Genomic DNA, 22,964 nt, shown 5'->3' with positions numbered 1-22,964 from the left:
AGCGTCAGGCGCCCACCGGAGGCATGAGGTCCTTCGCGCCGATGCCCGTATCGACATGGCCTTCAGGATCGGGATGGATCAGGATTTCCACGCCGGGAAATTCGGCGAGCAGCTTGATCTCGATCTCGTCCATCACGCGGTGGGCCTGCTGGATGGTCATGTCCGGATCGACCCAGACGTGGAACTGGACGAAATCCTGATTGCCCGACGTGCGCGTGCGCAGGTCATGCACGCCGCGCAATTCGGGGTGACGGGCCATGACCTGGATGAACCGCTTGCGCTTATCCTCGGGCCATTCGCGGTCCATCAGCTGAGTGATCGCTTCCTGTGAGGCGCGCCATGCCCCCCAGCCGAGCCACAGCGCGATGGCGAGGCCGAACAAGGGGTCCGAACCGGAAATGCCGGCATACTGGTCCAGCGCCAGCGCACCTATCACCGCGAGGTTGAGCAGCAGGTCGGACTGGTAATGGACATGGTCGGTGCTGATCGCGAGGCTGTTGGTCTTGCGGATCACGTGGCGCTGCCAGGCAAGCAAGCCGAGCGTGGCCGCCATGGCGATCACCGAGACGAGGATGCCATCTCCGGCCGCTTCGGTGCGCGCGCCGGCGAAGAACTGTTCGATGGCCCGGAAAGCGAGGGTCAGCGCCGAGATCGAGATCAGCACGATCTGGAACAGCGCGGCCAGAGCCTCGGCCTTGCCGTGGCCGAAGCGGTGATGCTTGTCCGCCGGCTGGGCCGCGACCCAGACCCCGGCAAGCGTTGCCACCGAGGCGATCAGGTCCAGCACGGTATCAGCAAGGCTGCCGAGCATCGCAGTCGACCCGGTCGACCATGCCGCCCAGGCCTTCAGCCCGACCAGCAGCAGCGCGACGGTGATCGAGGCGAAGGCGGCGCTGCGGTTGAGCGCAGCGGAATTATCAGGCGTGGTCATGGGTAAAGCAGCTCGCTGGTCCAGGCGCCATTCGCCGGATTGCGGACGAAGTGGCGGCGTTCGTGCAGGCGGAAGGGACGGTCCATCCAGAATTCCATGGCGTGCGGCACCAGCCGGAAACCGGTCCAGTGCGCCGGACGGGGAATCTCGCGCCCAAGATACTTCGCGCCGATCTTGGCAATCCGGCCCAGAAACGTGGCGCGCGAAGGTAGCGGGCGTGATTGGTCGCTGGCCAGTGCGCCGATCTGCGAATCGCGCGCGCGGCTGGCGAAATAGGCATCTGCCTGCTCGTCGCTCACTTGTTCGATCGCTCCTTCGATACGGATCTGGCGGCGCAGCGACTTCCAGTGGAAGAGCATGGCCCCCTGCGGATTCGCCAGCAGTTCGCACCCCTTGCGGCTCTGCGCATTGGTATAGAACAAAAAGCCGGTCGAATCGCGTTCCTTCATCAGCACCATGCGCACAGAAGGCGCGGCACTGGGCGTTGCCGTGGCCACTGCAACCGCTTCGGGATCGTTGAGTTCCTTCTTGACGGCCAGCGCGAACCATTCGTCGAACAGGGCGAAAGGGTCCTCGCTGACGATCGCATCGGCTTCGTTCGACATTGGGTTTGCCTTCAGCTGATTTCACGGTGGCTTGCCGGATGGCCCGCCTCACCCTAGCTAGGGGCTTATGGCAGACCCTTACGCGATCCTAGGCGTGGCACGCAATGCGAGCGAGAAGGACATCAAGTCCGCATACCGCAAGCTGGCCAAGGAACTTCACCCCGACCGTAATACCGACAATCCCAAGGCGGCCGAGCGCTTCAGCGAGGTGACCAACGCCTATGACCTGCTGTCCGACGCCACCAAGCGCGCGCAGTTCGACCGGGGCGAGATCGATGGCGACGGCAATCCCGCCAACCCGTTCGCGGGAATGGGCGGGGGCTATGGCGGCGGTGGCGGCGGCGGTAATCCATTTGGCGGCGGCGGATTTTCCGGCGGCGGCGCGGATGGCATCGACTTGTCCGACCTGTTCGACGGCCTGTTCGGCGGCGGCGGAAGCCGTGGCGGCGGCAGGCCCGGCGGCGGCTTTGGCGGCGGCGCGCGGCGTCCTCCGGCCAAAGGGGCCAATGTCAGTTACCGATTGAAAGTCAGCCTGACTGATGCCGCCACCCGCGCGGCCCAGCGCATCACGCTGTCCGATGGCAAGACCATCGACCTCAAGCTGCCCGCCGGGGTCGAGGACGGCACCCAGATGCGCCTCGCCGGCAAGGGCGAACCTGGCGCGGGGGGCAACGGCGATGCCATCGTCACCATCGTCATCGACAGCCACCCTTGGTTCAAGCGCGACGGCGACAACTTGCGGCTCGACCTGCCGATCACGCTGGATGAGGCGGTCAACGGCGCCAAGGTCAAGGTGCCCACAGCCGATGGCGCAGTAATGCTGACCGTCGCTCCGGGTTCAAGTTCAGGCAAGGTGCTGCGGCTCAAAGGCAAGGGCATGTCAAAGAAGGACGGCACCAACGGCGACCAGCTCGTCACGTTGGAGATCGAACTGCCCGGCGATGACGAAGAGCTGAAGCGCCGCCTCGATGGCTGGCGCGACACGCGCAATCCGCGCGGGCGGCTTGGTGTCTAAAGTGCTGGGCGTCTGACAGGTGGAAGAACACGAGGTCGACGAACCGGGCTTGCCTGCGCACGTTCCCGACCTTTCGCCGGAAGCACGCCGCCTGCGCGCGGAACACTGGCGCGACGAGCTCGCCGGTAGGATCGACCAGCAATTCGGCAAGGGATCGCGCCTGCACCGCGTGTTCACCCGCGTCTGGACCGGAGCGTGGAACGACGGCTTCATCCATGCCGGCAACCTTGCCTATACGACCATCGTTGCGCTGTTCCCTTTCTTCATAACCGTCACCGCCGTCTATTCCGCCATCGGCGAGCCTGACGAGCGCATCGCTTCGGTCAGCGCCTTTCTCGCCGGCCTGCCGCCCGTCGTCGCCCACAGCCTTGCGCCGGTGGCCTATGACGTGATCGAGCTGCGCCACGGATCGCTGCTGTGGATCGGCGGCCTTGTCGGCCTTTGGACCGTGGGCAGCCTGGTCGAGACCATCCGCGACGTGCTGCGCCGCGCCTATGGCACCGAGGCAACGCAGGCCTTCTGGCGATACCGGCTGATTTCGACCGCGATCATCATGGCGGCGGTGATCGCGCTGATGTTCTCGCTGCTGGCGCAGGTGGCGCTGGGCGCGGCGGCGCAGATCGTCGAAACCTGGTTCCCCCGCGCTTCCAGCCTTCTGACCGACATAGCGCTGGGCCGGATCGTGCCGGGGCTGGTGCTCTATGCCTCGCTGTTCCTGATCTTCGTCTGGCTGACACCGTCGCATTATCGCGGCAGCCGCTTTCCGAAATGGCCGGGCGCGCTGTTCGTCACGCTGTGGTGGACGGGTGTATCGATCATGCTGCCGTGGGTCCTTCGGTCGCTTTTCCACTACGATCTGACCTATGGCAGCCTTGCCGGGATCATGATCGCCCTTTTCTTTTTCTGGCTTGTTGGCCTAGGACTCGTCGTTGGAGCCGAACTCAACGCCGCATTGGCCGAAAGTCCGGAAGAACGGAACCTAATCGAGCGCAAGTCCTCACCCGGGTGGCGCCGAAAGCAGAGCGAAGGCGGGGAAGGCCAAACATGAGCGGATTGATGCAAGGCAAACGCGGGCTGATCATGGGCCTGGCGAATGACAAGTCGCTGGCCTGGGGGATTGCCCAGAAGCTGCGCGAACACGGCGCAGAGTTGGCCTTTACCTACCCCAATGCTGCAATCGAAAAGCGCTGCCGGCCACTCGCCGAACAGCTGGGCAGTGATTTCGTGTTCGAATGCGACGTTGGTGACATGGCACAGCTTGACAGCGCCTTTGCGACGCTCGCCGCGCGCTGGCCGACGATCGACTTCGTGGTTCATGCCATCGGTGCGTCGGACAAGAACGAGCTGCGCGGACGCTATTCGGACACCAGCCTCGACAACTTCCTGAACACGATGAACATCTCGGTCTACAGCTTCACCGCCGTGACCCAGCGCGCTGCGGCGATGATGACGGATGGCGGATCGATACTGACGCTGACCTATTACGGCGCCGAAAAGGTCGTGCCGCACTACAACGTCATGGGCGTTGCCAAGTCCGCGCTGGAAACCAGCGTCAAGTATCTCGCCGCCGACCTTGGCCGTGACAATATCCGCGTCAACGCGATCTCGGCCGGGCCGATCCGCACGCTGGCGGCTTCCGGGATTGGCGATTTCAACCTGATCCTCAAGTGGAACGAATTCAACGCGCCACTGGGACGCAACGTGACGATCGAGGATGTCGGCGGGGCGGGCCTCTACCTGCTGTCGGACCTCGCATCGGGCGTGACCGGCGAGATTCACCATGTCGACGCCGGCTACAATGTCATCGGAATGAAGCGCGAAGACGCACCCGACATCGCTCTGGTCTGATCTGAGGCCTAAAACCGGGCGCTGCTTGACGGCGCACCCGGTCAAAGCCGTCAGATCTGCATCATCTCGAGCGAGGATTCGCCCGTGCGCGGGCGGTGGCCCCGGCGTGAGCGGCTGCGCGCCGGATCGGCCGGACGGACCATCAGCACGCAGGCGATTGCCGCAATGCTGCTCATCGCCGCGGTGCGCAGCGGATAGTCGACCAGGCTGTGCAGCAGCTCGGTGGTGATGATCATGCTGGCAGCCAGCGGCACGACATTCCGACGCGGACCGGCCCACAAGTTCCAAGCGCGGGGCAAGAACCAGATCAGGAACAGCGCTAGCGCGGCAAGGCCGAAAACGCCGGTCTCGATCAGCAGTTCAAGCAGGTCGTCGTGTGCGTGGTTCACGAAAGTGGTGCTGACCTGCGCCGGGTCTTCATACCAGCGGTACAGTTCGACAAAGGTGCCGCTGCCGCTGCCGAACGGAGCGAAATCGCCAAGGATCTTGAGACCCGTGACGAGGAATTCCTGACGGCTTATGCCGGGAACCGTGCCTTTGACCAGCAGGTCGTTTTCCGCCGGACCGTAGAGCAGGAAGGCCCCGATGCCGCCTAGCACCAGCAGACCGCCGAACAGAACGAGGATCAACGGCACGCGCAGGTCCGGCCTCAGCACCAGCGCCAGCGAGGCAAGCACCGGGATCAGCAGAAGCTGGCAGGCCAGCGAACCCGACACCACGACGCCGACCACGAGCAGCAGCGCGACCCCCGAATGGAGCGCGCGCGAGGTTTCGAGCGCCTTGCCCCCAAGGGCACCTCCGCGCATTTCGCCGATGGCCCAGCAGCCCCACAGCGCCAGCGCGCAAAGCAGGAAGCTGCCCTGATGATTGCTGTTCGAGAAGAAGCCCGGACCTTCGCCGATATTGGTGATTTCATAGAAATAGAACGCGCCGGCAGTCGTCTGCAGGCCGCCGAACACGACCGACAATGCCGCCACCGCCGTCACGACGCCGATGACGTGGCGATTGAGCGGTGCGCCGCTCGTCCGCATCGACAGGAACAACGCAGCGGCGGGAATCCACCAGGCGAAGCTTGCCAGCGAGTGCCACGGATTCAGCGACAGCGTCAGCCACGGCGCGGGCGCGCCAATCAGCACGAAGCCGTTATAGACCGTGTCGCGCCCGGGCAGGTGCTGCCACAGGCTTGGCGGCAGGGGCACGAATTGCACCGCCATCAGCACGGCAAGCGCGATTCCGAACTTGCGCAGACCGGTGTGCATGCCGCCCTCGGCGCTGCGATCGAGCAGGGCCCAGCCGATCAACCCCGCGCCAAGTAACTGCAGGAAGACATTGCCCACAGGGCTGGCGGCGCTTGCCCCCCCCAGCAGGAGCACGAGCACGAGATAGGCCAGGGTGGCATTGGCGCGGGTCGCAAGGCTCATTTCGCTGCTCCCGTGGTGACATCAAGCTTTTGCACCAGCGCCTGCTGCGAATCGCGGCTTTCCTGCATGCGGCCGGCGATGGCAAGCTGCTGGCCGGGGCAGCCCTGCGGCACGGTGAAGGTGACCACGAGCGCCTGGCTGACACCGGCGGCTCCGGTCAGCGGTTGGTCGAACACCCGCAGGTCCTTGCCAGCGCAGGTCATCTGCACCCCGAGCGCACCGGGCGTGCCGCCGGTCGTGCGATAATCGAGTCGCGCCTTGTAAGTGCCGGGGGCCAGCGTCAGCAGCTGTGACACCAGCGGACCGGGCGTCCGGCCGAAATAATCGATCGCCAGACCGCCGGCGGGATCGCGTTCCGCGGCGCCGGTCGCATCGGCGCGCAGGTCCCAGTTGAATGGTGGCGGGGCCTTGGTATCGGAGAAGTCAGGGCTGTGGATCAGGCCGCTGCTTGCCGCGCCCGCGCCCCACAGGCCGCGTGCCTGAGTGAACGCCTGGGCCGAGATCAGCAGGCGGATTGCCTGCCGGCGCACGGCGGGATTGGCAAAGCTGCTGCGCGGCAGGCGCTGGACCAACCGGGTCGACAGTGCCGCCGGCTTAGCCTTGGCCGAAAAGCCCTTGAGGAAGGGCTCGAGCAGTTCGGGATGCGGCGCCAGCGCGGTGACGGCTTCGTCAACCTGCTTCTCGCTGCGGATCGCCGCCCCAAGGCCAGGCATCAGCTGGTCGGTGACGCCGTTGGTCAGCCGGTTGAGCACGGCAATATGGCCCACCGCGCCATTGAGGTCGCCGCTGCCAAGCGCATGGCGCATCAGGAAATAGCGCGCCTCACGCGAGCGGGGATTGCGGCGCAGCGCCTCGGTCAGCAGCTTGGCGTCAGCGGCGGTGCCGATGGCGGCCTTTTCACGGAAACCGGAAGCCGCGACAGCCATGAAGGGTTCGTAGGCCAACGGCGCCTTGGCGAGGGCTTCGCGGCCAAGTTCGGCCGCGCCCGCCGGAACCGCGCCGGTCTGATCAAGCTGCATCGCGCGCAATTGCCCCATCTTGCCCGGCCCGAAAGCGCCCAGCGCCGGCACCGCGCCGGCCACCGACGATTCCGCGATGCGCCCGACATGGGCGACAATCGCGAGGGCAGCGACGGCGACACCCGCCGCCAACGCCTTCAGTACCTGGTGTGACCCGGTTTCGGAATCCCGTTCAATACGCATGAAGCTTGCCCTGCCTGTCCGTTCAGCGCCAGTCCGCTCAGCTCTCGGCCTTGTTCAGGTCGAGTGCGCGGGCGGGATCGGAGGACACCTTGCCGCCGACTCCGTCCGTGCCGTAGCTGTAGGAATAGTAGCTGTAGCCATAGGCGGCATTGCCCTGGGTAACCTTGGTGAGGATCACGCCCGAAATGCGCGCGCCGGCTTCGGCGAGGCGGCGGACCATTTCGGCCACGTTGCCGGTTCGCGAGGCGCGGCTTTCGATGACAATCGCGGTCGCCTCGGCAGTCGAGCCGAGCAGCGGGGCGTCAGTCAAGCCGAGCACCGGCGGACCGTCGATCACTACCATCTCAAATGCGTCGCGCGCTTCGGCGATAATCGCCGGCAGGCGGTTCGACGACAGCAATTCCGCTGCCGAACCGACGAAACGTCCGACCGGCAGCAGGCTGAGATTTTCGGCCTGTGTACTCTCGACATAGGCAGCCAGCGGCTCTTCGGTGCCAAGCAGGTGCGCGAGGCCATAGCCGTCCGATCGGCTCGACACGAAGGTCGGCTTGCGCAAGTCGGCGTCGATCAGCAGCACCTTGGTGCCAAGCCGCGCCATCGAGCTGGCAATGGCGAAAGCCGAGGTCGACTTGCCTTCGCCTGGCCGTGTCGAGGTGACCAGCAGCGTTCGCGGCGCACCCTTCGAGGTCGAGAACTTGAGCGCGGTACGGACCGAGTAATAGGCCTCGGAAATGTCCGACTTGCGATCGGCCAGCGCCTCCATCAGTGTGCGGTCCTCGGTATCCATCGGGATCACGCCAAGCACCGGCAGGTGCAGCTTGTTGCGGACATCGGCCGGATCGATGATGGCATCGAACAGCAGGTGAACCGCGAAGGCGAGCGCTACGCCGACGCCGAAGCCGAGCAGCAGCCCGGCCAGCGCGTTGTAAGCCATGCGCGGGCTGTAGGGGCCGCTGGGTGCGCCCGCCGGATCGACGACCGAGACGTTGCTCTGGCCGACGCCGCCGGCAACGCCGATTTCCTTGTAGCGCTGCAGCAGGGCATCATAGAGCGCGCGGTTGGTATCCGCCTCGCGCTGAAGGATGTTGTATTCGATCGAGCGGCCGCGCTCGCCCTGGACTTCCCCCTTGGCCGAAGCAACACGCGAGGCTAACTGCGCTTCGGCGCGGACGGCGGCCTGATATTCGCCCTGAAGTTCGGCGCGGCGGTTGCCCGAGGTGCGGCCGCGTTCCGCATTGATGTTAGCATCCACGCGGGCGATACGCGCCTGCAGTTCGCGCATGGCGGGATAGTCCGCCTTGAAGACCTTTGATTTCTCGTCGTACTGCGCCTGCAGTTCCGAGCGCTGCGCGACCAGCGGGCCGACCGCTGCGGCCTGATCGCCGGAGAAATCGACCGAAGCGCTCTTATAGGCGTTCTCCGCCGTGATCCGGCGAACCCGAGCCACATTGAGCGCTTCGTTGAGCAGGCCAAGGTCCGACTGGGCCAACGTGGCGCCTTCCGAAGTCTTGCCCTCAACCGTGATCGACTGGGTGCGGAACACGCCCGAATTCATCGAATAGGCGTTGAGCTTGCGCTCTGAATCTTCAAGCGAAGCCTTGGTCCGTTCGAGCTGGTCGGACAGGAACTTGCGCGCATAGGATGAGGAATCGAAGCGGCGTTCAAGGCTGGAGGCGATGAAGCCGTTGGCAAGACCGTTGGCGATCGTCGCGGCCATCGCTGGGTCCTTGGCAGTCTGGCTGACCTGAATCAGCAGGCTGTTCTTGACCGGTTCGACCGTCGTGCCGCGCATGAGCACGCCGGTTGCGCGCTTGGTGCGAGCTTCCCGCGTACCGGAATCGCCGCCATAGTCCGGCAGCGAGGCGAGGTTAAGATCCTCAACCACGCGGCGCGCCAGCTTTTCGCTGCGCAGCAGGCCGATCTGGGTGGCTACGAGTTCCTGGCTGGCAAGGCGCTGCTGGGTCTGCGGCGACTTGCGGCCGGCGTCGACGAGCATGTCATTCGTCTGGTTGTTGATCTCGAGCAGCGCGGTCGAGCGGTACATCGGGGTCATCAGCAGACTGGCGACGATCCCTAGGATCAGGCCGAGAACGCCCGCACCGAAGATGATCTTGCGCTGTTCCGAAAGGATGCGCAGCACATCACCCAGTTCGAAGCCATGGGCCTGAACCGGCGTTTCCAACGGGGTGGATTGGGGCGCATTGCCTGCGCTCATCGTCTGGGAATTCATGTCTTGCCGATTCCCGTTTCTAGAGATTGCTGAAGATGGCGATCAGTGGAATCGCCTGAATCAGATCGCGGTAGAGCGAGCGCAGGCTCGAACTGTCGACCACGATGGTATCGCCCGGATAGACGATCGGATCAGCCATTTCGCCGCGCCGGATCGAAGTGATGTCGAAGGCCGCCGCCTGCGTCTTGCCTTCACGCTTGCGGAAGATCGCCACGCGCTTGGCATTGCCGTCATTGCTGTTGATGCCGCGTGCGAGAGCGATTGCGCCCAGCAGGCTGGTGCGGCCCGGCAGGGCATAGATGCCCGGCGCATTAACCGCGCCTTCGACCGTCACGCTGGTGCGGTTGGTATTGACCACACGCACGGTGATTTCCGGGTTCTGCAGGTATTTGGCACCGTACTTCTGCTCAAGCAGGGTCGAAAGCTGGTCCGGGCTCTGGTCACGCACCGAGAACTTGCCGACCAGCGGCAGGTCGAGGTTGCCGAAAGCATCGACCTGATAGTCGGCCGAAAGATCAGGCACGCGGAACACGCTGACGCGGATCACGTCGAGCGGGCCGAGCGGCACGTCATAGGCTTCCGTGCCCAGTTCGGCACGATCCGGCGCGCCGAAGCCCGCAGGATCGTAAGGGATCTTGCCGCCGCGGCTGTTGCAGCCAGCGAGAATCAGCGCGAGGGCCAGAACCAGCACCAGACGTGCCGGGACCTGCCATGCGCTCCAAAGGACTTCGCCAACATGCGAAGTTCCGGCAGTTCTCTGCAACCGGTCGCCCAAGCCTAGCCTCCTCAACGTCATCATAACTGTTAATCCGGGCACGTTTCTAGGGCATGAAGGGATAATTGCAAAGGGATTGGGACAGCCTGTTATGTCGGAACCGGAGGCACAATTCCGGCGAATTCCAAGGCTTCCATGTAGATCTGCGTAACCCGTTCCTGCGAAAACTCGGCCCTGACCCGCTCCCGCCCGGCCTGCCCCATGATCCGCCAGCGCTCATCGTCACAGGCCGCAGCCCGTTCCAGCGCGGCGGTGAGCGAGGCGGCATCGCGCGCTTCGCACAGGAAACCGTTGACCCCGTCGGTCACGACATCGCGGCACCCCGGCACGTCGGTGGTGACAATCGGCCGCGCCATGGCCGCCGCTTCGAGCAGCACGCGCGACAGGCCTTCGCGGTATGAAGGCAGCACGATCCAGTCCGCCGCGTTGACGGCGGGGCGCACATCGTCCGCGGGCGGCAGGTATTCGATCGCGCCTTCATTCTGCCAGCGCTCCACTTCATCCCGCGCAATCGCGGTGCGGTTGGCGACATCGAGCGGGCCCATCAGCGCGAACCGCGCGTCAGGAAAGCGGGCGCGGACGGCCTTTGCTGCCTCGGCATATTCGCGCACGCCCTTGTCCGCCACGACGCGGGCTATCATCAGGAAGCGGTTGGGACCGGGGCGCGCGTCGCTCGCCGGTGCCCAGTGATTGGCATCGATCCCCGAACCCGGCAGCAGCGCCGTCTGCCCGGCGCGGACCATGCCGAGTGCCACGAACAGGTCGCGGTCATCGGTGTTCTGGAAAAACACGCGGTGCGCCCGGGCAAAGCCGGTGCGATAAAGCCGCTTGGCGATCTGCGTGAGCAGACCCTGTCGGATGAACGCTGTGCCTAGTCCAGAAACGTTGGGAAAAGCCGGTACCCCCGCCAGCCGCGCGGCGAGCGAGCCATAGACGTTTGGCTTGATCGTCCATGACAACCACGCCGCCGGCTTGTGGCGCGCGATGGCGCGGCGAAAGGCCAGGAAGGTGGCAAAATCGCGCAGCGGGGAAAGGCCCGCCGAATCGATTTCCACCGGTTCGAAGCTGCAGCCCATTTCGGCCAGCCGGCGCTCCATCTCGGCATCGGGCGGGGCAATCGCCACGATGGAAAAGCCCTGTGCGATTAGCGCCCGGATCAGTCCGGCACGGAAATTGACGAGGTTCCACGCCTGATTGGCGCAGACGGCAATCAAACGAGTCACGATCAGAAATTCTCGAAGACGGACTGGTAGGGCACCCAGAAGATCGCGTGGGTGCCAAAGATCAGCCAAACGCTCTGCACCGCAACGGCCACGCCGATCAGGATCAGGCGGACCAGCTGCGCCATCCGGTCCGACACGCCGGCCAGTGCACGGAATTCTCCGAAAGCGGCCATCTGGATCACCGAGAAGAACAGCGCGATACGGTCAACTGCGGTCGAAGACGGGCTGAGCACCAGTGCCACGACCGCGATGAAATTGGCCAAGGCCAACATCAGCCAGACCGGCCGCACCTTGGCCCCGGCGATGAATTGCCGCCAGCGCAGCACGATCAGCGCGCTGGGCACCAGGCTCATCACCAGACGCGCCGCCGCGCCGCTCGAATCGTATTCCGCCTCCAGATAGCCGAGCTCGAACGTGTTAAGGCGCGGGGCGAGCACGAAGACGAAAGCGAGTGCGCCGACCACGCCCGCCGCCGTCGCCAGCAGCTTGTTGCGCGGGGCCATGCCAAAAACGAACAGCGGAATGGTCAGCGCCGCGGTCGAGTGGAAGCCCACCGCAATGGCCAGATAGACCAAAGTTCGTATCGGGTTTGACCGGTCCATCGAGGCGATTGCCAGCAGCATCATGCCAATGGCCGCGCCTTGCCGGACATAGCCGAATCCGACGACGATCAACAGGTAGGGAACCGCAATCAACACCGCCAGCCATGGCTCGCGGAACGAGGAGGCCACGCGCACCACGCCGTAAACCAGCACCAGGCAGCAGGCGCCGTTGACCAGATAGATGCCGGTGCCAAGCTGGGCCGAAAACCAGTTGAAAAAGCCGTAAAGCGGGTCAGTCCGCGTCATCGCATAGGCAAGGGTGTCGACGCGAATGTCCTCGAACATCTCGTCATAGGTCATCCAGTCGCCGCCGGTTTCATACCGGAAGGCACCGAGCGAGGTGTAGAGCAGGACGAACAGGCCGAGCGCGAAGATCTGCCCGCCGCGCAGCGATCCGCGCGGCGCTCCGACCGGATAAGCCAGCGCCATCAGCGCCGGAAATGCAAGGAGGAGCCAGTAAAACAGCATTTGTCGTTCGACCGGGTACTAGACGAAAGGCGCAGCTGCAAGCTCAGCGATTTCCCATATCGGTCGGCGCTGACAGCAGCCGCGCCGGCGCGCCGGCATAGGCTCCGAGCGTATCGAGCGAGCGAGTGACCACCGAATTTGCCCCGACGACCAATTGCGGCGCGATGGTCACGCCCTTGGTCACGGTCACCTTGGCCGCCAGCCAGACATCGTGTCCGATTCTAATCGGCGCGGTGGCAAAACCCTGTGCGGCCAGCGGTGCATCGCCTTGCCAATTGTGGTCGTGGTCGCGGATTGTGACGTGCTCGGCGATCTGTGTACCGGCACCGATGGTGATCGCGGACTTACAGGCGATCACCGATCCGCGCCCGACATGGGTGCCCGCCTCCAGCCGCAGAAGGCCGCCCTCGGCGATCATCAGCACGTCGTCATGGATAAAGCAGTTCGCGCCGATTTCAACGCTTCCGCCAGCGAAAGCGCGCACCCGGGCGCGCGGTCCGAACCTTGCCGAAGCAGCGCAGGAAACGCCCGGATAGGCAGCGCGGAAGTAAGCGCGCATCGCGGCGCTGCGCAGGGCGAGGCGCACGCGGCGCAGCAGTGCGAAGCCCTTGCGCAGGATCATGCCCCTTCCCCCTTTGCCGTGTCGCCCCGGCCTGCCGGCAGCAGCGCGCGGTTAAATGCGGTTGAATTGATACCGGTACGCCGGTGGAGCATTGCCGCGCAATAGGCCGCTCCGACGAAGGAGCCAAGCGCCGAAGCCGCCGCCGCACCCATCGCGCCGTAATGGCTCACTGCCCAGAACCCGGCGGCAAGGTTGACCGCCGCGATCAGCCCGAAGGCGCGGGTTGAGAGCATGTGCTCGCCGGTCATGTTGGCCACCGCCAGCGTCAGTCCGAACACTGCCGTGGCCAAACTGCCGCACCATAGGACCGCGAAGACCGGAACCGAGGCGGCGAAGTCCGCTCCGAACAGGCGCGGGAATAACCAGTCACCCAGCAGCACGATCGGCGCACCGATGAGCAGCGCTCCGCCGATCATCGCCCAGGCCGAGGCCGCCGCCACGCGTTGCAGCGCCCGCCGATCGCCCTCGCGCCACAGCCGCGCGAACATCGGTGTTGCCGCCGTGCCGACCACCGAGGCGACCAGTGCGGTGATCTGCGCCACGGCGTCGGCCACGCGGTATATGCCCGCCTGCGCGGTCCCGGCGAGCGCGCCGGTGAGCAGCAGGGCGAGCTGGCCTTGCAGCAGGCGCAGGCCTTCGGTCAGACCCATCGGCAGGCAGGCGGACAGCCAATGGCGCACTTGCCGCACGGGCTTTGCCGCAGCGAGCTCGGCAGGGCGGACGCGGCGGAACAGCCACACGACGATGACCATCGCCACAGCTGCGCCAAAGACTTGCGCCGCCATCGCCTGCCAAGCGGCCAGTCTGCCGCCGATCCACCACAGCGCGCCGCAGCCGAGCAGGAACAGCAGCGGCCGCAGGATCATCACCGGGAACTGGCTGGCAAAAGTATGGTCGAGCGCCAGCAGAACGAAGCTGCGCAGCTTGCCCACGGCGACGAAGGGCACCAGCGCCACGGCCCACAGCAGCGTTGCCAGATAGGCCGATGCACCCTGCGCCGCGAAGATCCACACCCCCGCCCAGGTGCCCAGCGCCAGCACTACCGACAGCACGGCAATCGCCCGGTCCGCCCAGCCGAGCAGGCCTTTCAGCCCCGACCAGTCGCCGCTTGCCCGCGCCGTTCCGGTTTCGCGCATGGCCAGCACCGGCAGGCCGAATTCGGTGGCGATCCCGGCCAGAGTCGCGGTGGTCATCGCCAGCGCATAGACACCGTAGCCCGACGCACCGAGCAACTGCGCGAGCAGCACGCCGACGAGGAACGTCAGCCCGACCGAGCCGCCATAAAGCAGCGCCATGACGCCCGACGAGCGCAGGAAATGCCGGACGGGAGAGGGCTTTGCGGCGCTCAAGGAAACATCGCCTGCCAATAGGCATCGACCGCAGCTTTGGCCGAGAACGATCCGGCGCGCGCGCGCTGGTGGATTGGTTTGCCGGTTGCCGCGAGCGCCTCTGTCATGGCCTTTTCCAGCGCCACGGGATCGTTGATCGGCACCAGCGTGCCCCAGCGCCCCTGCCCCAAGGCTTCGCCAGGTCCATGCGGACAATCGGTGGCAACGACCGGCAAACCGTAATGCATCGCCTCGACCATGACATTGCCGAAGCCTTCGAAGTCGCTCGACAGGACGAAGAGATCTGCGCCGAGATACCAGTCACCGGGGGTTGCGCTGAAACCCGGAAGCCTGACCCGTTCTTCAAGCCCGAGTTCGCGAATCAACGCCTCAAGCGCGGGGCGTTCCTGCCCCTCGCCGACAATGGCCAGCGTGCCGGGTCTGTCCGCCGCCAAGCGGGCAAAGGCGCGGATGAGCAGCGCGAAATTCTTTTCCGCCTTGAGTTTGCCCACGGCAAGGATGTGCGGGCGCGCCATGTCGTCCCAGACGTGCGCGCCCCACCGCGACGAAGCGGGCTTTGGCACGGGGTTGGGGATCGTCTGCACGCTGCCTTGCGGCAAATGCGCCAGTTGTTCCATCTCGCGGGCGAGGCCTTGCGACACCGCGATCACCCCGTCCGCAGCGCGATAGGTCAGCGGCGCGGTGAGGCGCAGCGACAGGTTGGTGCGCAGCGGGCGGGCATATTGTTCCAGCAGCGGGCAATGGTCCGAGAGCAGCAGGCGCGGGCGCTTGGCCAGCCCGCGTGTCGCCAGTGCCGCCACGCTGGTAAGCGGCCACATCGCCGCGAGCAGGGCATCGGGCGTCTCGCGCTTCAGATAGGCCCGCAGTGCCCCGGGCACATGGCGCAGCCGGGGAACGGCAAGGTCCACTACCTGCACCGCCGGATCAAGCAGCGGCAGGAATTCCCCGCGCGCCTGCATCAGCACGCAGTCCACCCGCGCCCCGCGCGCGGCAAAGCCGTTGGCCAGCTCGACCGTCAGCCGCTCGGTGCCGCCGCCGCCCATGTCTGGCAGGAGGAAAGCCGCATGGCCCGCATTGCCGCCCACGTCAGGCAGCGCATCGGTCAATTCGAGTTCCGCGGCTGACTGTGACTTCGGGGCCGCATGCCTGAAAGCTCGGCATGGCTGATACGGCCCTTGGCGGCGAGCTGCGCGGCCAGTTCGCCGGCAGGTCCGCTCATGCCTTTGGGCAGCAGCAGCCAGTTCATCGTGCCGGGAACGAAGCGGATGGTGTCCTCCTCGATGCCCACGCCTTCGCGGATGACATAAGTGCGATAGCCCCTGCCCGAGACTTCGGCAGCAACCGCAGCGGCGCTTTCATCGTCGAGTATCTCGATGACAATTGCAGGCATCGGGCCATCGACAAGCGCGGGCCATAGGCCCCGAAGTGCCTGCGGTTCGTGCCGTTCAACGTCGATCTTGATCAGGTCTGGTCGGTCGCCACTTTGCGCGATCACACTGGCGAGGCGGATCAACGGGACCTCGACCGATATGGCCTCGGCCGTGTCCATCCAATCCATATGTTCGAAGCTGGCGGAATATTCGTGATCGGCCTGCATCAGCTTGATCTCGGCCGTGCCATCGGAATCAGAAACGGCGGCGGCGTGGACCGTCACGTCGAAACCGTTGAGGGCAACATTGGCGCGCAGCCGGTCGGCAATCGCGGGGAGCGGTTCGAAGGCATGGACCTTTGCCTGCGGGCTGGCCGCCTTGGCAGCGACCGCGAACAGCCCGGTATTGGCCCCGACATCGAAGATCACGTTCTGACCGATCGCCAACCGTTCCCATGCCAGCAGCGTGGTGCCTTCCCAGTCGGCACCGAAACCGGCCCAGAACAGGCTGTTCTCAATTTCTGCTCCGAAATGGTTCATTCTCACCCGGTTGCCGGCAACAAGAAAGTCGGCCGTGCCGGTGAAAGGCAGGTGGTGCCACAAGCGAGCCGGTACCATGCCGGTCGCACGCAGCAGGCGGCACATGGGCTCCATCAGTGGGCTATTGTCGCGCCAGCGCTTGATCGTCTGTTTCATTGCCTCCCCCGTAACCGGGCAAGGGCCAAGGGGGCAAGAGGGATGGGCCGGGGATGTATCACAAATGGCCCGGGATGGTCCACCAGTGGCCAGAGTGAAGCCACAATTGGGTTGAACCGTTAGGTCAGGTGCCATACCCCGCACAAGGTGAGCCGGTGCCCCTGCGCCTGCCAGCAGGAGCAGTTCTTCGATGTGCGGCATTGCCGGTTTCCTGTCCACGTCCACGGCCATTACCCCGCACGTCCTGCGCTCCATGACCGACCGGATCGTTCCGCGCGGGCCGGATTCTTCGGGCGAATGGGTGGATGAGAAGGGGGCGGTCGGGCTGGCCCATCGCCGCCTTGCGATCATCGACCTGACCGAGGCCGGGCACCAGCCGATGCCTTCGGCCTGCGGGCGCTACACGCTGACCTACAACGGCGAGATCTACAATTTCCAGGACCTGCGCGCCGAACTGGAAGCACAAGGCAAGGCCCCAAACTGGCGCGGCCATTCGGACAGCGAAGTGCTGATCGCCGCCATCGCCGCGTGGGGCATCAAGGCTGCGCTGGACAAGGCGCACGGCATGTTTGCGCTTGGCGTCTGGGATTCCCGGACCCGCGAACTGGTACTGGCGCGCGACCGCTTTGGCGAAAAACCGCTGTACTATGGCTGGACCACGCAGGGTTTTGCCTTTGCCTCCACGCTCGGCCCGATCCGCGCCGCGCCGGGCTTTTCCAATCCGGTCAGCCGCGAGGCGCTCGCCGGCCTGATGGCGCGTGCCTATGTGCCCGCTCCGCTGTCGATCCACGAACGCGTCTTCAAGCTGCCGCCGGGCTGCCTGCTGCGGGTAAGCGAAGACTTGGCCCGCACCCCGCAGGATGCGCCGCCGGTGGTGCACCGCTGGTTCGACTATGCCGATCAGGTCATAGCCGGCGCGGCCGATCCGATCACAGACGAGGCCGAGGCGCTCGAAGCGCTCGATAGTGTGCTGACCCGCGCCGTCGGCCGCCAGCTGGTGGCTGACGTCCCGGTGGGCAATTTCCTGTCGGGCGGGATCGATTCCTCGCTGATCACCGCCATCGCGCAGAAATGCGTGAGCCGCCCGATCAAGACCTTCACCATCGGCTTTTCCGAAGCCGGCTTTGACGAGGCGGTCTTCGCCAAAAAAGTCGCCGCCGCACTCGGCACCGATCATACCGAGCTTTACGTCAGCCCCGCCGACGCGCTGGAAGTGATCCCGCAGCTTCCGGCAATGTACGACGAGCCTTTTGCCGACTCGTCGCAGATCCCGACGCATCTCGTTTCGAAACTGGCGCGCAGCCAGGTCACCGTTTCGCTGTCGGGCGATGCCGGGGACGAGCTGTTCGGCGGCTACAACCGCCACATCCAGTTCCCCCGGCTGTGGCGCGCGATGGGCAAGGTGCCGGGGCCGCTGCGCCGTGCCGCGCTTGAGGCTGCGGGTGCACTGCCGCCGGGGGTGTGGAACGGGCTGTCCGACCTCGCCCGTCGCCGCCGCTCGGCATGGTTTGGTGACAATGCCCGCCGCGCGCTGCGCCAGATGGGCCGGGCGCAGAGCTTCGATCACATGTTCGACAACTTCATGGATGACTGGGCCTTATCGGGCAATCCGCTGGCAGGCGGGGCAGCCTGTTCGAAGCGCCTCGGGCTCGATCCGCGCCTTTCGCACCTTCCGCTGGAAGTGCGGATGATGCACGCCGATGCGGTGACCTACCTGCCCGACGACATCCTGTGCAAGGTGGACCGCGCGGGCATGGCGGTCAGCCTCGAATCGCGGATTCCCTTCCTTGATTCTCAAGTCACGGCGCTGGCGGCGCGGGTTTCACCCAGCCTGAAGTTCGCTAATGGCGGCGGCAAGGCGATCCTCAAGACGCTGCTGTACCGCTATGTCCCGCGCGAGCTGATCGACCGGCCCAAGGCGGGCTTCGCGATTCCGGTGGGCGTGTGGATGAAAGGCCCCTTGCGCGATTGGGCCGAGGATCTGCTGTCCGAAAGGGCGCTGGCCGAGGATGGCCTGTTCGATGTCAAGGTGGTCCGGGCGCGCTGGCAGCGGCACCTTGATGGCCGCGAGGATGCGACCCAGCCTTTGTGGTCGGTACTGATGTTCCAGGCGTGGAAGCGTGCGGGCTGAGGCCGCTAGCGCCGCAGCAGGTGCCGCTTGAGCCATCCGCGCACCAGGGTGGTGCGCCGTTCGAAGATCTGCGCGAATATCCACGACGCGCCGAAGCAAAGCACGATCACGCCGGCATAGACGGCAAGCGCCAGCGGCTCGGCCGGGGCCATGCCCGTGGCGAAGCCGGGTGCGCCGGTCAGCGTGCCCAGCATGGCGACGAACAGGATCATCAGCGGATAGTGGATCAGGTAGAGGCTGTAGGAAAAGTCGGCCATTGCCTTGTTGAACGGGGCCATCGCCTCGGCCCAGGCCAGACGGCGGCCGCGTAGGCCGATCAGGACCAGCGCCATGCTGATGCATACGCCGTAGAGGACCGCATTGCGCAACAGGGCATCGGTGATGCCGGCAGCATCGATATAGCGGCGCAGGATCAGGATCGCACCGAAAAGACCGAGTGCGGGGATTGTGATTGGCAGGCGCGTCGGTCGGATCACGGCAGCCGCCACGCCGATCAGCCACATGCCCAGATAGGCCCAGAAGGTCGAGCCAAGCACCAGCGTGGCAGTCACAGCCAGAGTGATCAGCACCACGCGCTTGCCCGCGCGGGCATTGGCTGCGGCGCCAAGGAGGCCGAACACGGCATAGAACCAGAACTCGCTCGACAGTGTGTAAAGCGGCGGGTTGGCGCCATAGGGCGCGGCGAACAGGTTCTCGCGGAACCACTGCAGCATGAACAGGTTGCCGGTGAAGTTGCCCCAGCCGGCGTTGTCGGCAAAGACCAGCGTCGTGCCCGATGCGGCGAAAATCGGGTGAGTGCCTGAATAGAGCCCGGTGGCGTCAAACCAGCGCATGCCGATCCATGTCAGCACCACTGACAGCAGCAGCGCCGGCAGGAACGCGGTGTAGAGCCGGCTGAACCGGTCAACCGCATAGCCGGGCGCGTCGAACGTCCCCTGCTTGAGCCGCGCCAGCCCCATGCCGCCGACGAGAAAGCCCGACAGCACGAAGAAAATCAGCACCGCCTCGACGTAATAGCCGGTGACGAAATACCAGCCCTGCACCCACAGCGGGCGCTGTTCGGGTAGAAGCAGGGCATAGGGTTTGACCAGCGGGAAGCGCGCGTGGCTGATGACGACCACGGCGGCGGCGAGCCAGCGCATGAGGTCAATCGCCGAGACCAGTCCGGGGTTGGTAAGGTCACGCAGGAAGCGCGAAGGGTCGATCAGGTCGCCCTTGCGTTCGGTCTGCTGGTGCCCCCCGGCGATTGCCCCCCCGTCGATCATCCTACCCGAGATACCCCTGATACTTGTCGGCCAGATATTCATCCAGACAGACGCGCCAGTCACGCATGACGTTCACCCCGCGCAAGTCAAGCTTGGCGGTCAGCAGCCGCTCGCTGGGAGGACGCGGTGCGAAGTATTCCTGCGCGAAATAGTCCGACGAAACCGGGCTGACCGCGATCTCGCTGTCCTTGCCGAGTGCCTTGACGAGGTACTGCGCCACTTCAAGCCGGCTGGTCACCCCGGCGCAGACCATGTTGTAAAGACCCCAGAGTTCCTGCTCGACTAGAACCTTCACCTGGGCGGCGAAATCGCGCGTGTAGGTCGGCGTGCCGAGCTTGTCGTCGACGACCTTGAGCTCCTTCGCCCCGGCTTTGAGCTGGGCCATAAGCTTCTGGATGAACTTCTTGTCCTTGTCCGGCCCGGCACCCATCATCCAGCCGGCGCGGCAGACGAGGTAGCGCGCCGCGTTTTCGACCACGAAGCGTTCGCCCATGTATTTCGAGCGCGCATAGTGGCCCAGCGGGTTGGGCTGGTCCCAATCGTCATAGGTTTCCTGCGCGCCGTCGAAAATGCCGGCGGTGGAGATGTAGAGCAGCGGAATATCGAGCCGATTGGCCAGCCACACGGCGTTTTCCACCGGCAGGGTGTTGGTCGCATAGGCATCGGCGATGTCATCCTCGCAATATTCGAGGCTGGTATGCGCGCCGATGTGGAACAGGTAGTCCGGCTTCATCGCCAGCACCTGCCGCGCATATTCCTCGCGGTCGCGGAAATCGAGGAAAGACAGCCACGGTGCGTTGACGTCCTTGTCAGTGCAGACAATTTCGTGGCTTTGCGAAAAGGTGTGGTGGAAGGCTTCGCCCAGCATACCGCCGACGCCTGCCATGAAAATCTTGCTACCCATTGCTTCCCTGCTCAATCGCGGATTCGACTACCGCCCGATATTGTCCTGCAATAGCGGCCAGCGAATATTTTGCCACTGCATCCTTGCGCGCTGCCTCACCCAGCTGCCGGCGCAGGGCTGGGTCAGCAATCAATTTTTCGAGTGCAAGTTCCCATTCCTGCTCGGTTTTTACCAGAATACCGTTGCGTCCATTCTGGATGATCATGGGCGTAGTGCCAACCTCGGTCGCGACGCAGGGCAGGGCAAAGGCCATGTACTGGATCGCCTTCAGCCCCGACTTGCCGAGCACCCAGTCATCGATGGGCAGTGGATAGACGCCAATGTCGAGCGCCTGCAGCTGCGCCACTTCCTCTGCCGCCGACCAGCGGATCACTTCAAGATCGACGCCGGGCAGTTCGTAATCGAAGTTGCCGATCACCCGCAGGCGGAACGGCACCTTCTGTGCCAGCCGCTGGAACACGCCGCGCAGCAAATCGAGATAGACCGAGCTGGAAAAGGTGCCGGTCCAGCCGATCACCACCGGCTTGTCGTTCGAATAGGGCGTCGCGGGCTGGAAGCGGTCGGTATCGACCGACGACGAGATATAGGTGCAAGCGCGCGCCCGGTTGATGCCCATGCAGGTTTCATTGAGGAACGGCGAGCTGGTGATCACATGGTCCGCCTCGCGGATCAGGTAGAGGAATTTCGACTGGCTCTTGAGCAGGCGCGAAAGCGGGTTGGGATTATCTGCCTGCCCCTCAGCGCCGGACAGCACATTGTCCTCGATGTCATAGACCAGCGCCTTGGCGCGCGCCCGGATCAGGCGTTCGAACAACGGGCCGAAGAACGGCGTGGCCCACATGCAGACGTAGACGAGGTCATAACTGCCCACCCGGCCAAGGTCGTGGCTGCGGCGGAGATACCCTTTCAGCGTGCCCCAGGCCTTCGCCAGCAGGTGGCCGGGCTTGTAGAGCACCTCCCATGCCTTCCGGTCGAGGAAGCTGGAAACCTCGATCTCCCAGCCGGCGCTGCGCCAGTCGGCGAAGTACTGTTCGTACTTCAACCGCTGCTGCGCCGCGCAGCCTTCTGGGAAAGGACAGATGACGAGCATACGCCGGGTGGTGTTTGACGTCATGACGCCAGCCCCAGCCAGATCTTGCGGTAATCTTCAGCGCCGGTCTCCACCGAGAAGTGGCGCAGCGCGACTGCGCGGCAGTGCGCGGCGGTGGCGGGATCGTCGGCCATGGCGAGCAGGCGGTCCACCGCGCGGGCGCGCTCGGCATCGGAAAAGTCGCGCAGCGCAACCCCGGCACCTTCGTCCTCAAGCATCATTTCCATGTCGCCCACCCCGACATTGCCGAGGCATGGCACTCCGCAACCCAGGTATTCGGCAAGCTTGGTCGGCGCGCTGGCGATCTTGGAGAACACGGGCTTGATGATCGCCGCCCCCGCGCTCATCCGGCGGACCTGTTCGGGCACGCGGGCATGGTCGGCAGCGATGATCTCGATGGCTTGGGGCGGAATGGCAAAAGCGGCGGCGCGTTCCCGCACAAGGTCCTGTTCGTTGCGGTTGATCACCAGCAAGCGGGCGTCGGGTCGCTTGGCGCGCAGCAGCACGAAGCAGGCCAGCACCTCGTCGAACAGGTACCAGGTGCCGATTGAGCCGAGATAGCCAAGTGTGAAAGGCTGTGGTTTTGCCCCGTCGCCGATGGTGAAACGGTCCAGATCGGCGCATGTCGGAATCACGCTGATCGGAGCATGGGTGCGTCCTTTCAGGTACGGAAAGTCCTCGATCACGGACTTCGAGGCATGGGTCAGCGTGACGATATGGTCCGCGCCTAGAAGCAGGGTCTTCTCGATCCGCTTGACCGCACGGTAGAGCCGTCCGCCCTCTGGCCAGATGCCGCCGTCCGTGCGCTCATCCGCCCACAGGCCGCGCATGTCGAACAGCAGCTTTGCCCCGGTGAGCAGCTTGATCATCCAGCCCGCCAGCGCCGCCACGTAGGACCGCGCATGGACAATGCCGAGACCATGCCGCGCGCAGAGCCAGGTGCCGACGACCACCGCCTGCGCCAGATCGAACAGCGTTGCCGGCAGGGTCGGCCGCTTGTGATAGATCAGCGGATGCCAGGTAACGCCAGTGGCCGCCATCCGCGACTGCAGCACCTCGCGCCGGGCGATATCGGCCCAGTCCGCCGGCTTTTCAAAGCTGATGATGTGGACCCGGGCAGTGTCGGTCAGCCGCTCGACATAGGCGAGCACCTGGCTCTGCCCGAGCGGTTCGAGCATGCCGTCATAACTGATGTAGAGGGCGCCCGGCGAAGTCACG

General features: G+C 65.0%; 20 protein-coding genes. 4 read left to right on the top strand and 16 right to left on the bottom strand.

From position 1 onward, the window contains the following. Window positions 1-4: 4 nt before the first annotated feature. Together WG900_RS10455 and pdxH are read right to left on the bottom strand one after the other, a co-directional pair. Entirely contained in the window at window positions 5-931 is a 927-nt protein-coding gene (locus WG900_RS10455; protein ID WP_339966908.1) for a cation diffusion facilitator family transporter, read from the bottom strand. Next, window positions 928-1,536: a pyridoxamine 5'-phosphate oxidase gene (pdxH, locus tag WG900_RS10450; RefSeq protein WP_339966907.1), complete on the bottom strand. Its 609-nt coding sequence runs from the start codon at window positions 1,534-1,536 to the stop codon at window positions 928-930. Before pdxH ends, WG900_RS10455 begins: the two co-directional genes overlap by 4 nt. Before the next feature lie 67 nt (window positions 1,537-1,603). Between pdxH and WG900_RS10445 the strand changes: the two genes are divergently transcribed. The 3 genes from WG900_RS10445 to fabI are packed head-to-tail and all read left to right on the top strand — an operon-like array spanning window position 1,604 to window position 4,399. Next, window positions 1,604-2,551 carry a DnaJ C-terminal domain-containing protein gene (locus tag WG900_RS10445; RefSeq protein WP_339966905.1) on the top strand — a complete coding sequence of 316 codons (948 nt, stop codon included), beginning with the start codon at window positions 1,604-1,606 and terminating at the stop codon, window positions 2,549-2,551. A 19-nt stretch (window positions 2,552-2,570) separates the two neighbouring features. After that, window positions 2,571-3,599 carry a YihY/virulence factor BrkB family protein gene (locus tag WG900_RS10440; protein ID WP_339966904.1) on the top strand — a complete coding sequence of 343 codons (1,029 nt, stop codon included), beginning with the start codon at window positions 2,571-2,573 and terminating at the stop codon, window positions 3,597-3,599. Further along, the gene (fabI, locus tag WG900_RS10435; protein ID WP_339966903.1) at window positions 3,596-4,399 is read left to right on the top strand and encodes an enoyl-ACP reductase FabI; all 804 of its coding nucleotides are present in this window, start codon (window positions 3,596-3,598) and stop codon (window positions 4,397-4,399) included. Before WG900_RS10440 ends, fabI begins: the two co-directional genes overlap by 4 nt. A gap of 50 nt (window positions 4,400-4,449) precedes the next feature. Here the strand turns inward: fabI and WG900_RS10430 are convergent, their stop codons facing one another. From WG900_RS10430 to WG900_RS10385, 10 genes are all read right to left on the bottom strand, one after another. Continuing rightward, complete coding sequence (locus tag WG900_RS10430) at window positions 4,450-5,820, bottom strand: O-antigen ligase family protein (protein WP_339966901.1); 1,371 nt, start codon at window positions 5,818-5,820, stop codon at window positions 4,450-4,452. Continuing rightward, entirely contained in the window at window positions 5,817-7,022 is a 1,206-nt protein-coding gene (locus WG900_RS10425; protein ID WP_339966899.1) for a hypothetical protein, read from the bottom strand. The genes WG900_RS10430 and WG900_RS10425 overlap by 4 nt, the downstream gene beginning before the upstream one ends. Window positions 7,023-7,059: 37 nt before the next feature. Then, window positions 7,060-9,252, bottom strand: a complete 2,193-nt coding sequence (locus tag WG900_RS10420; protein ID WP_339966897.1) for a GumC family protein — start codon at window positions 9,250-9,252, stop codon at window positions 7,060-7,062. Window positions 9,253-9,271: 19 nt separating this feature from the next. Next, window positions 9,272-10,027 (bottom strand): polysaccharide biosynthesis/export family protein, encoded by a 756-nt coding sequence (locus WG900_RS10415; protein ID WP_339966896.1) that lies wholly within the window; start codon window positions 10,025-10,027, stop codon window positions 9,272-9,274. 89 nt (window positions 10,028-10,116) lie between these two features. Continuing rightward, window positions 10,117-11,250: a glycosyltransferase family 4 protein gene (locus tag WG900_RS10410; RefSeq protein WP_339966895.1), complete on the bottom strand. Its 1,134-nt coding sequence runs from the start codon at window positions 11,248-11,250 to the stop codon at window positions 10,117-10,119. A gap of 2 nt (window positions 11,251-11,252) precedes the next feature. Beyond that, window positions 11,253-12,281 (bottom strand): EpsG family protein, encoded by a 1,029-nt coding sequence (locus WG900_RS10405; RefSeq protein ID WP_339966894.1) that lies wholly within the window; start codon window positions 12,279-12,281, stop codon window positions 11,253-11,255. 82 nt (window positions 12,282-12,363) lie between these two features. Beyond that, window positions 12,364-12,942: an acyltransferase gene (locus WG900_RS10400; protein ID WP_339966892.1), complete on the bottom strand. Its 579-nt coding sequence runs from the start codon at window positions 12,940-12,942 to the stop codon at window positions 12,364-12,366. After that, window positions 12,939-14,291, bottom strand: coding sequence for an oligosaccharide flippase family protein (locus WG900_RS10395; protein WP_339966890.1), 1,353 nt, complete (start codon window positions 14,289-14,291; stop codon window positions 12,939-12,941). The genes WG900_RS10400 and WG900_RS10395 overlap by 4 nt, the downstream gene beginning before the upstream one ends. Further along, the gene (locus WG900_RS10390) at window positions 14,288-15,397 is read right to left on the bottom strand and encodes a glycosyltransferase (protein WP_339966889.1); all 1,110 of its coding nucleotides are present in this window, start codon (window positions 15,395-15,397) and stop codon (window positions 14,288-14,290) included. Before WG900_RS10390 ends, WG900_RS10395 begins: the two co-directional genes overlap by 4 nt. Beyond that, window positions 15,394-16,356 carry an FkbM family methyltransferase gene (locus WG900_RS10385; protein ID WP_339966887.1) on the bottom strand — a complete coding sequence of 321 codons (963 nt, stop codon included), beginning with the start codon at window positions 16,354-16,356 and terminating at the stop codon, window positions 15,394-15,396. The genes WG900_RS10390 and WG900_RS10385 overlap by 4 nt, the downstream gene beginning before the upstream one ends. A 190-nt stretch (window positions 16,357-16,546) precedes the next feature. On the opposite strand from WG900_RS10385, the gene asnB reads away from it, so the two are divergent. Beyond that, window positions 16,547-18,487 carry an asparagine synthase (glutamine-hydrolyzing) gene (gene asnB, locus WG900_RS10380; protein ID WP_339966885.1) on the top strand — a complete coding sequence of 647 codons (1,941 nt, stop codon included), beginning with the start codon at window positions 16,547-16,549 and terminating at the stop codon, window positions 18,485-18,487. Window positions 18,488-18,492: 5 nt separating this feature from the next. Here asnB and WG900_RS10375 read toward each other — a convergent pair whose 3' ends face one another. From WG900_RS10375 to WG900_RS10360, 4 genes are read right to left on the bottom strand one after another with little or no spacing between them, the layout of a single operon-like run. Beyond that, on the bottom strand, window positions 18,493-19,752 hold the full coding sequence (locus WG900_RS10375) for an acyltransferase family protein (RefSeq protein WP_339966884.1): 1,260 nt from the start codon (window positions 19,750-19,752) through the stop codon (window positions 18,493-18,495). A gap of 1 nt (window position 19,753) precedes the next feature. Then, on the bottom strand, window positions 19,754-20,656 hold the full coding sequence (locus tag WG900_RS10370; protein WP_339966882.1) for an SDR family oxidoreductase: 903 nt from the start codon (window positions 20,654-20,656) through the stop codon (window positions 19,754-19,756). After that, window positions 20,649-21,770 (bottom strand): glycosyltransferase family 4 protein, encoded by a 1,122-nt coding sequence (locus WG900_RS10365; protein WP_339966881.1) that lies wholly within the window; start codon window positions 21,768-21,770, stop codon window positions 20,649-20,651. The genes WG900_RS10370 and WG900_RS10365 overlap by 8 nt, the downstream gene beginning before the upstream one ends. Beyond that, window positions 21,767-22,963, bottom strand: coding sequence for a glycosyltransferase (locus WG900_RS10360; RefSeq protein WP_339966879.1), 1,197 nt, complete (start codon window positions 22,961-22,963; stop codon window positions 21,767-21,769). The genes WG900_RS10365 and WG900_RS10360 overlap by 4 nt, the downstream gene beginning before the upstream one ends. Window position 22,964: the final 1 nt, after the last annotated feature.

The organism is Novosphingobium aquae (assembly GCF_037572715.1).
In the GTDB taxonomy this organism is placed as follows: Bacteria; Pseudomonadota; Alphaproteobacteria; order Sphingomonadales; family Sphingomonadaceae; genus Novosphingobium; species Novosphingobium aquae.
This window is presented reverse-complemented; position numbering and strand designations above follow the sequence as displayed.

Excerpts from the sequence above, each read along its gene's own strand:
- WG900_RS10370 (WP_339966882.1), bottom strand. The coding sequence starts at position 20,656 with ATGGGTAGCAAGATTTTCATGGCAGGCGTCGGCGGTATGCTGGGCGAA.
- pdxH (WP_339966907.1), bottom strand. The coding sequence starts at position 1,536 with ATGTCGAACGAAGCCGATGCGATCGTCAGCGAGGACCCTTTCGCCCTG.
- WG900_RS10385 (WP_339966887.1), bottom strand. The coding sequence starts at position 16,356 with ATGAAACAGACGATCAAGCGCTGGCGCGACAATAGCCCACTGATGGAG.
- fabI (WP_339966903.1), top strand. The coding sequence starts at position 3,596 with ATGAGCGGATTGATGCAAGGCAAACGCGGGCTGATCATGGGCCTGGCG.
- WG900_RS10365 (WP_339966881.1), bottom strand. The coding sequence starts at position 21,770 with ATGACGTCAAACACCACCCGGCGTATGCTCGTCATCTGTCCTTTCCCA.
- WG900_RS10420 (WP_339966897.1), bottom strand. The coding sequence starts at position 9,252 with ATGAATTCCCAGACGATGAGCGCAGGCAATGCGCCCCAATCCACCCCG.
- WG900_RS10405 (WP_339966894.1), bottom strand. The coding sequence starts at position 12,281 with ATGGCGCTGGCTTATCCGGTCGGAGCGCCGCGCGGATCGCTGCGCGGC.
- WG900_RS10455 (WP_339966908.1), bottom strand. The coding sequence starts at position 931 with ATGACCACGCCTGATAATTCCGCTGCGCTCAACCGCAGCGCCGCCTTC.
- WG900_RS10445 (WP_339966905.1), top strand. The coding sequence starts at position 1,604 with ATGGCAGACCCTTACGCGATCCTAGGCGTGGCACGCAATGCGAGCGAG.
- WG900_RS10375 (WP_339966884.1), bottom strand. The coding sequence starts at position 19,752 with ATGATCGACGGGGGGGCAATCGCCGGGGGGCACCAGCAGACCGAACGC.
- WG900_RS10400 (WP_339966892.1), bottom strand. The coding sequence starts at position 12,942 with ATGATCCTGCGCAAGGGCTTCGCACTGCTGCGCCGCGTGCGCCTCGCC.
- WG900_RS10425 (WP_339966899.1), bottom strand. The coding sequence starts at position 7,022 with ATGCGTATTGAACGGGATTCCGAAACCGGGTCACACCAGGTACTGAAG.
- WG900_RS10430 (WP_339966901.1), bottom strand. The coding sequence starts at position 5,820 with ATGAGCCTTGCGACCCGCGCCAATGCCACCCTGGCCTATCTCGTGCTC.
- asnB (WP_339966885.1), top strand. The coding sequence starts at position 16,547 with ATGTGCGGCATTGCCGGTTTCCTGTCCACGTCCACGGCCATTACCCCG.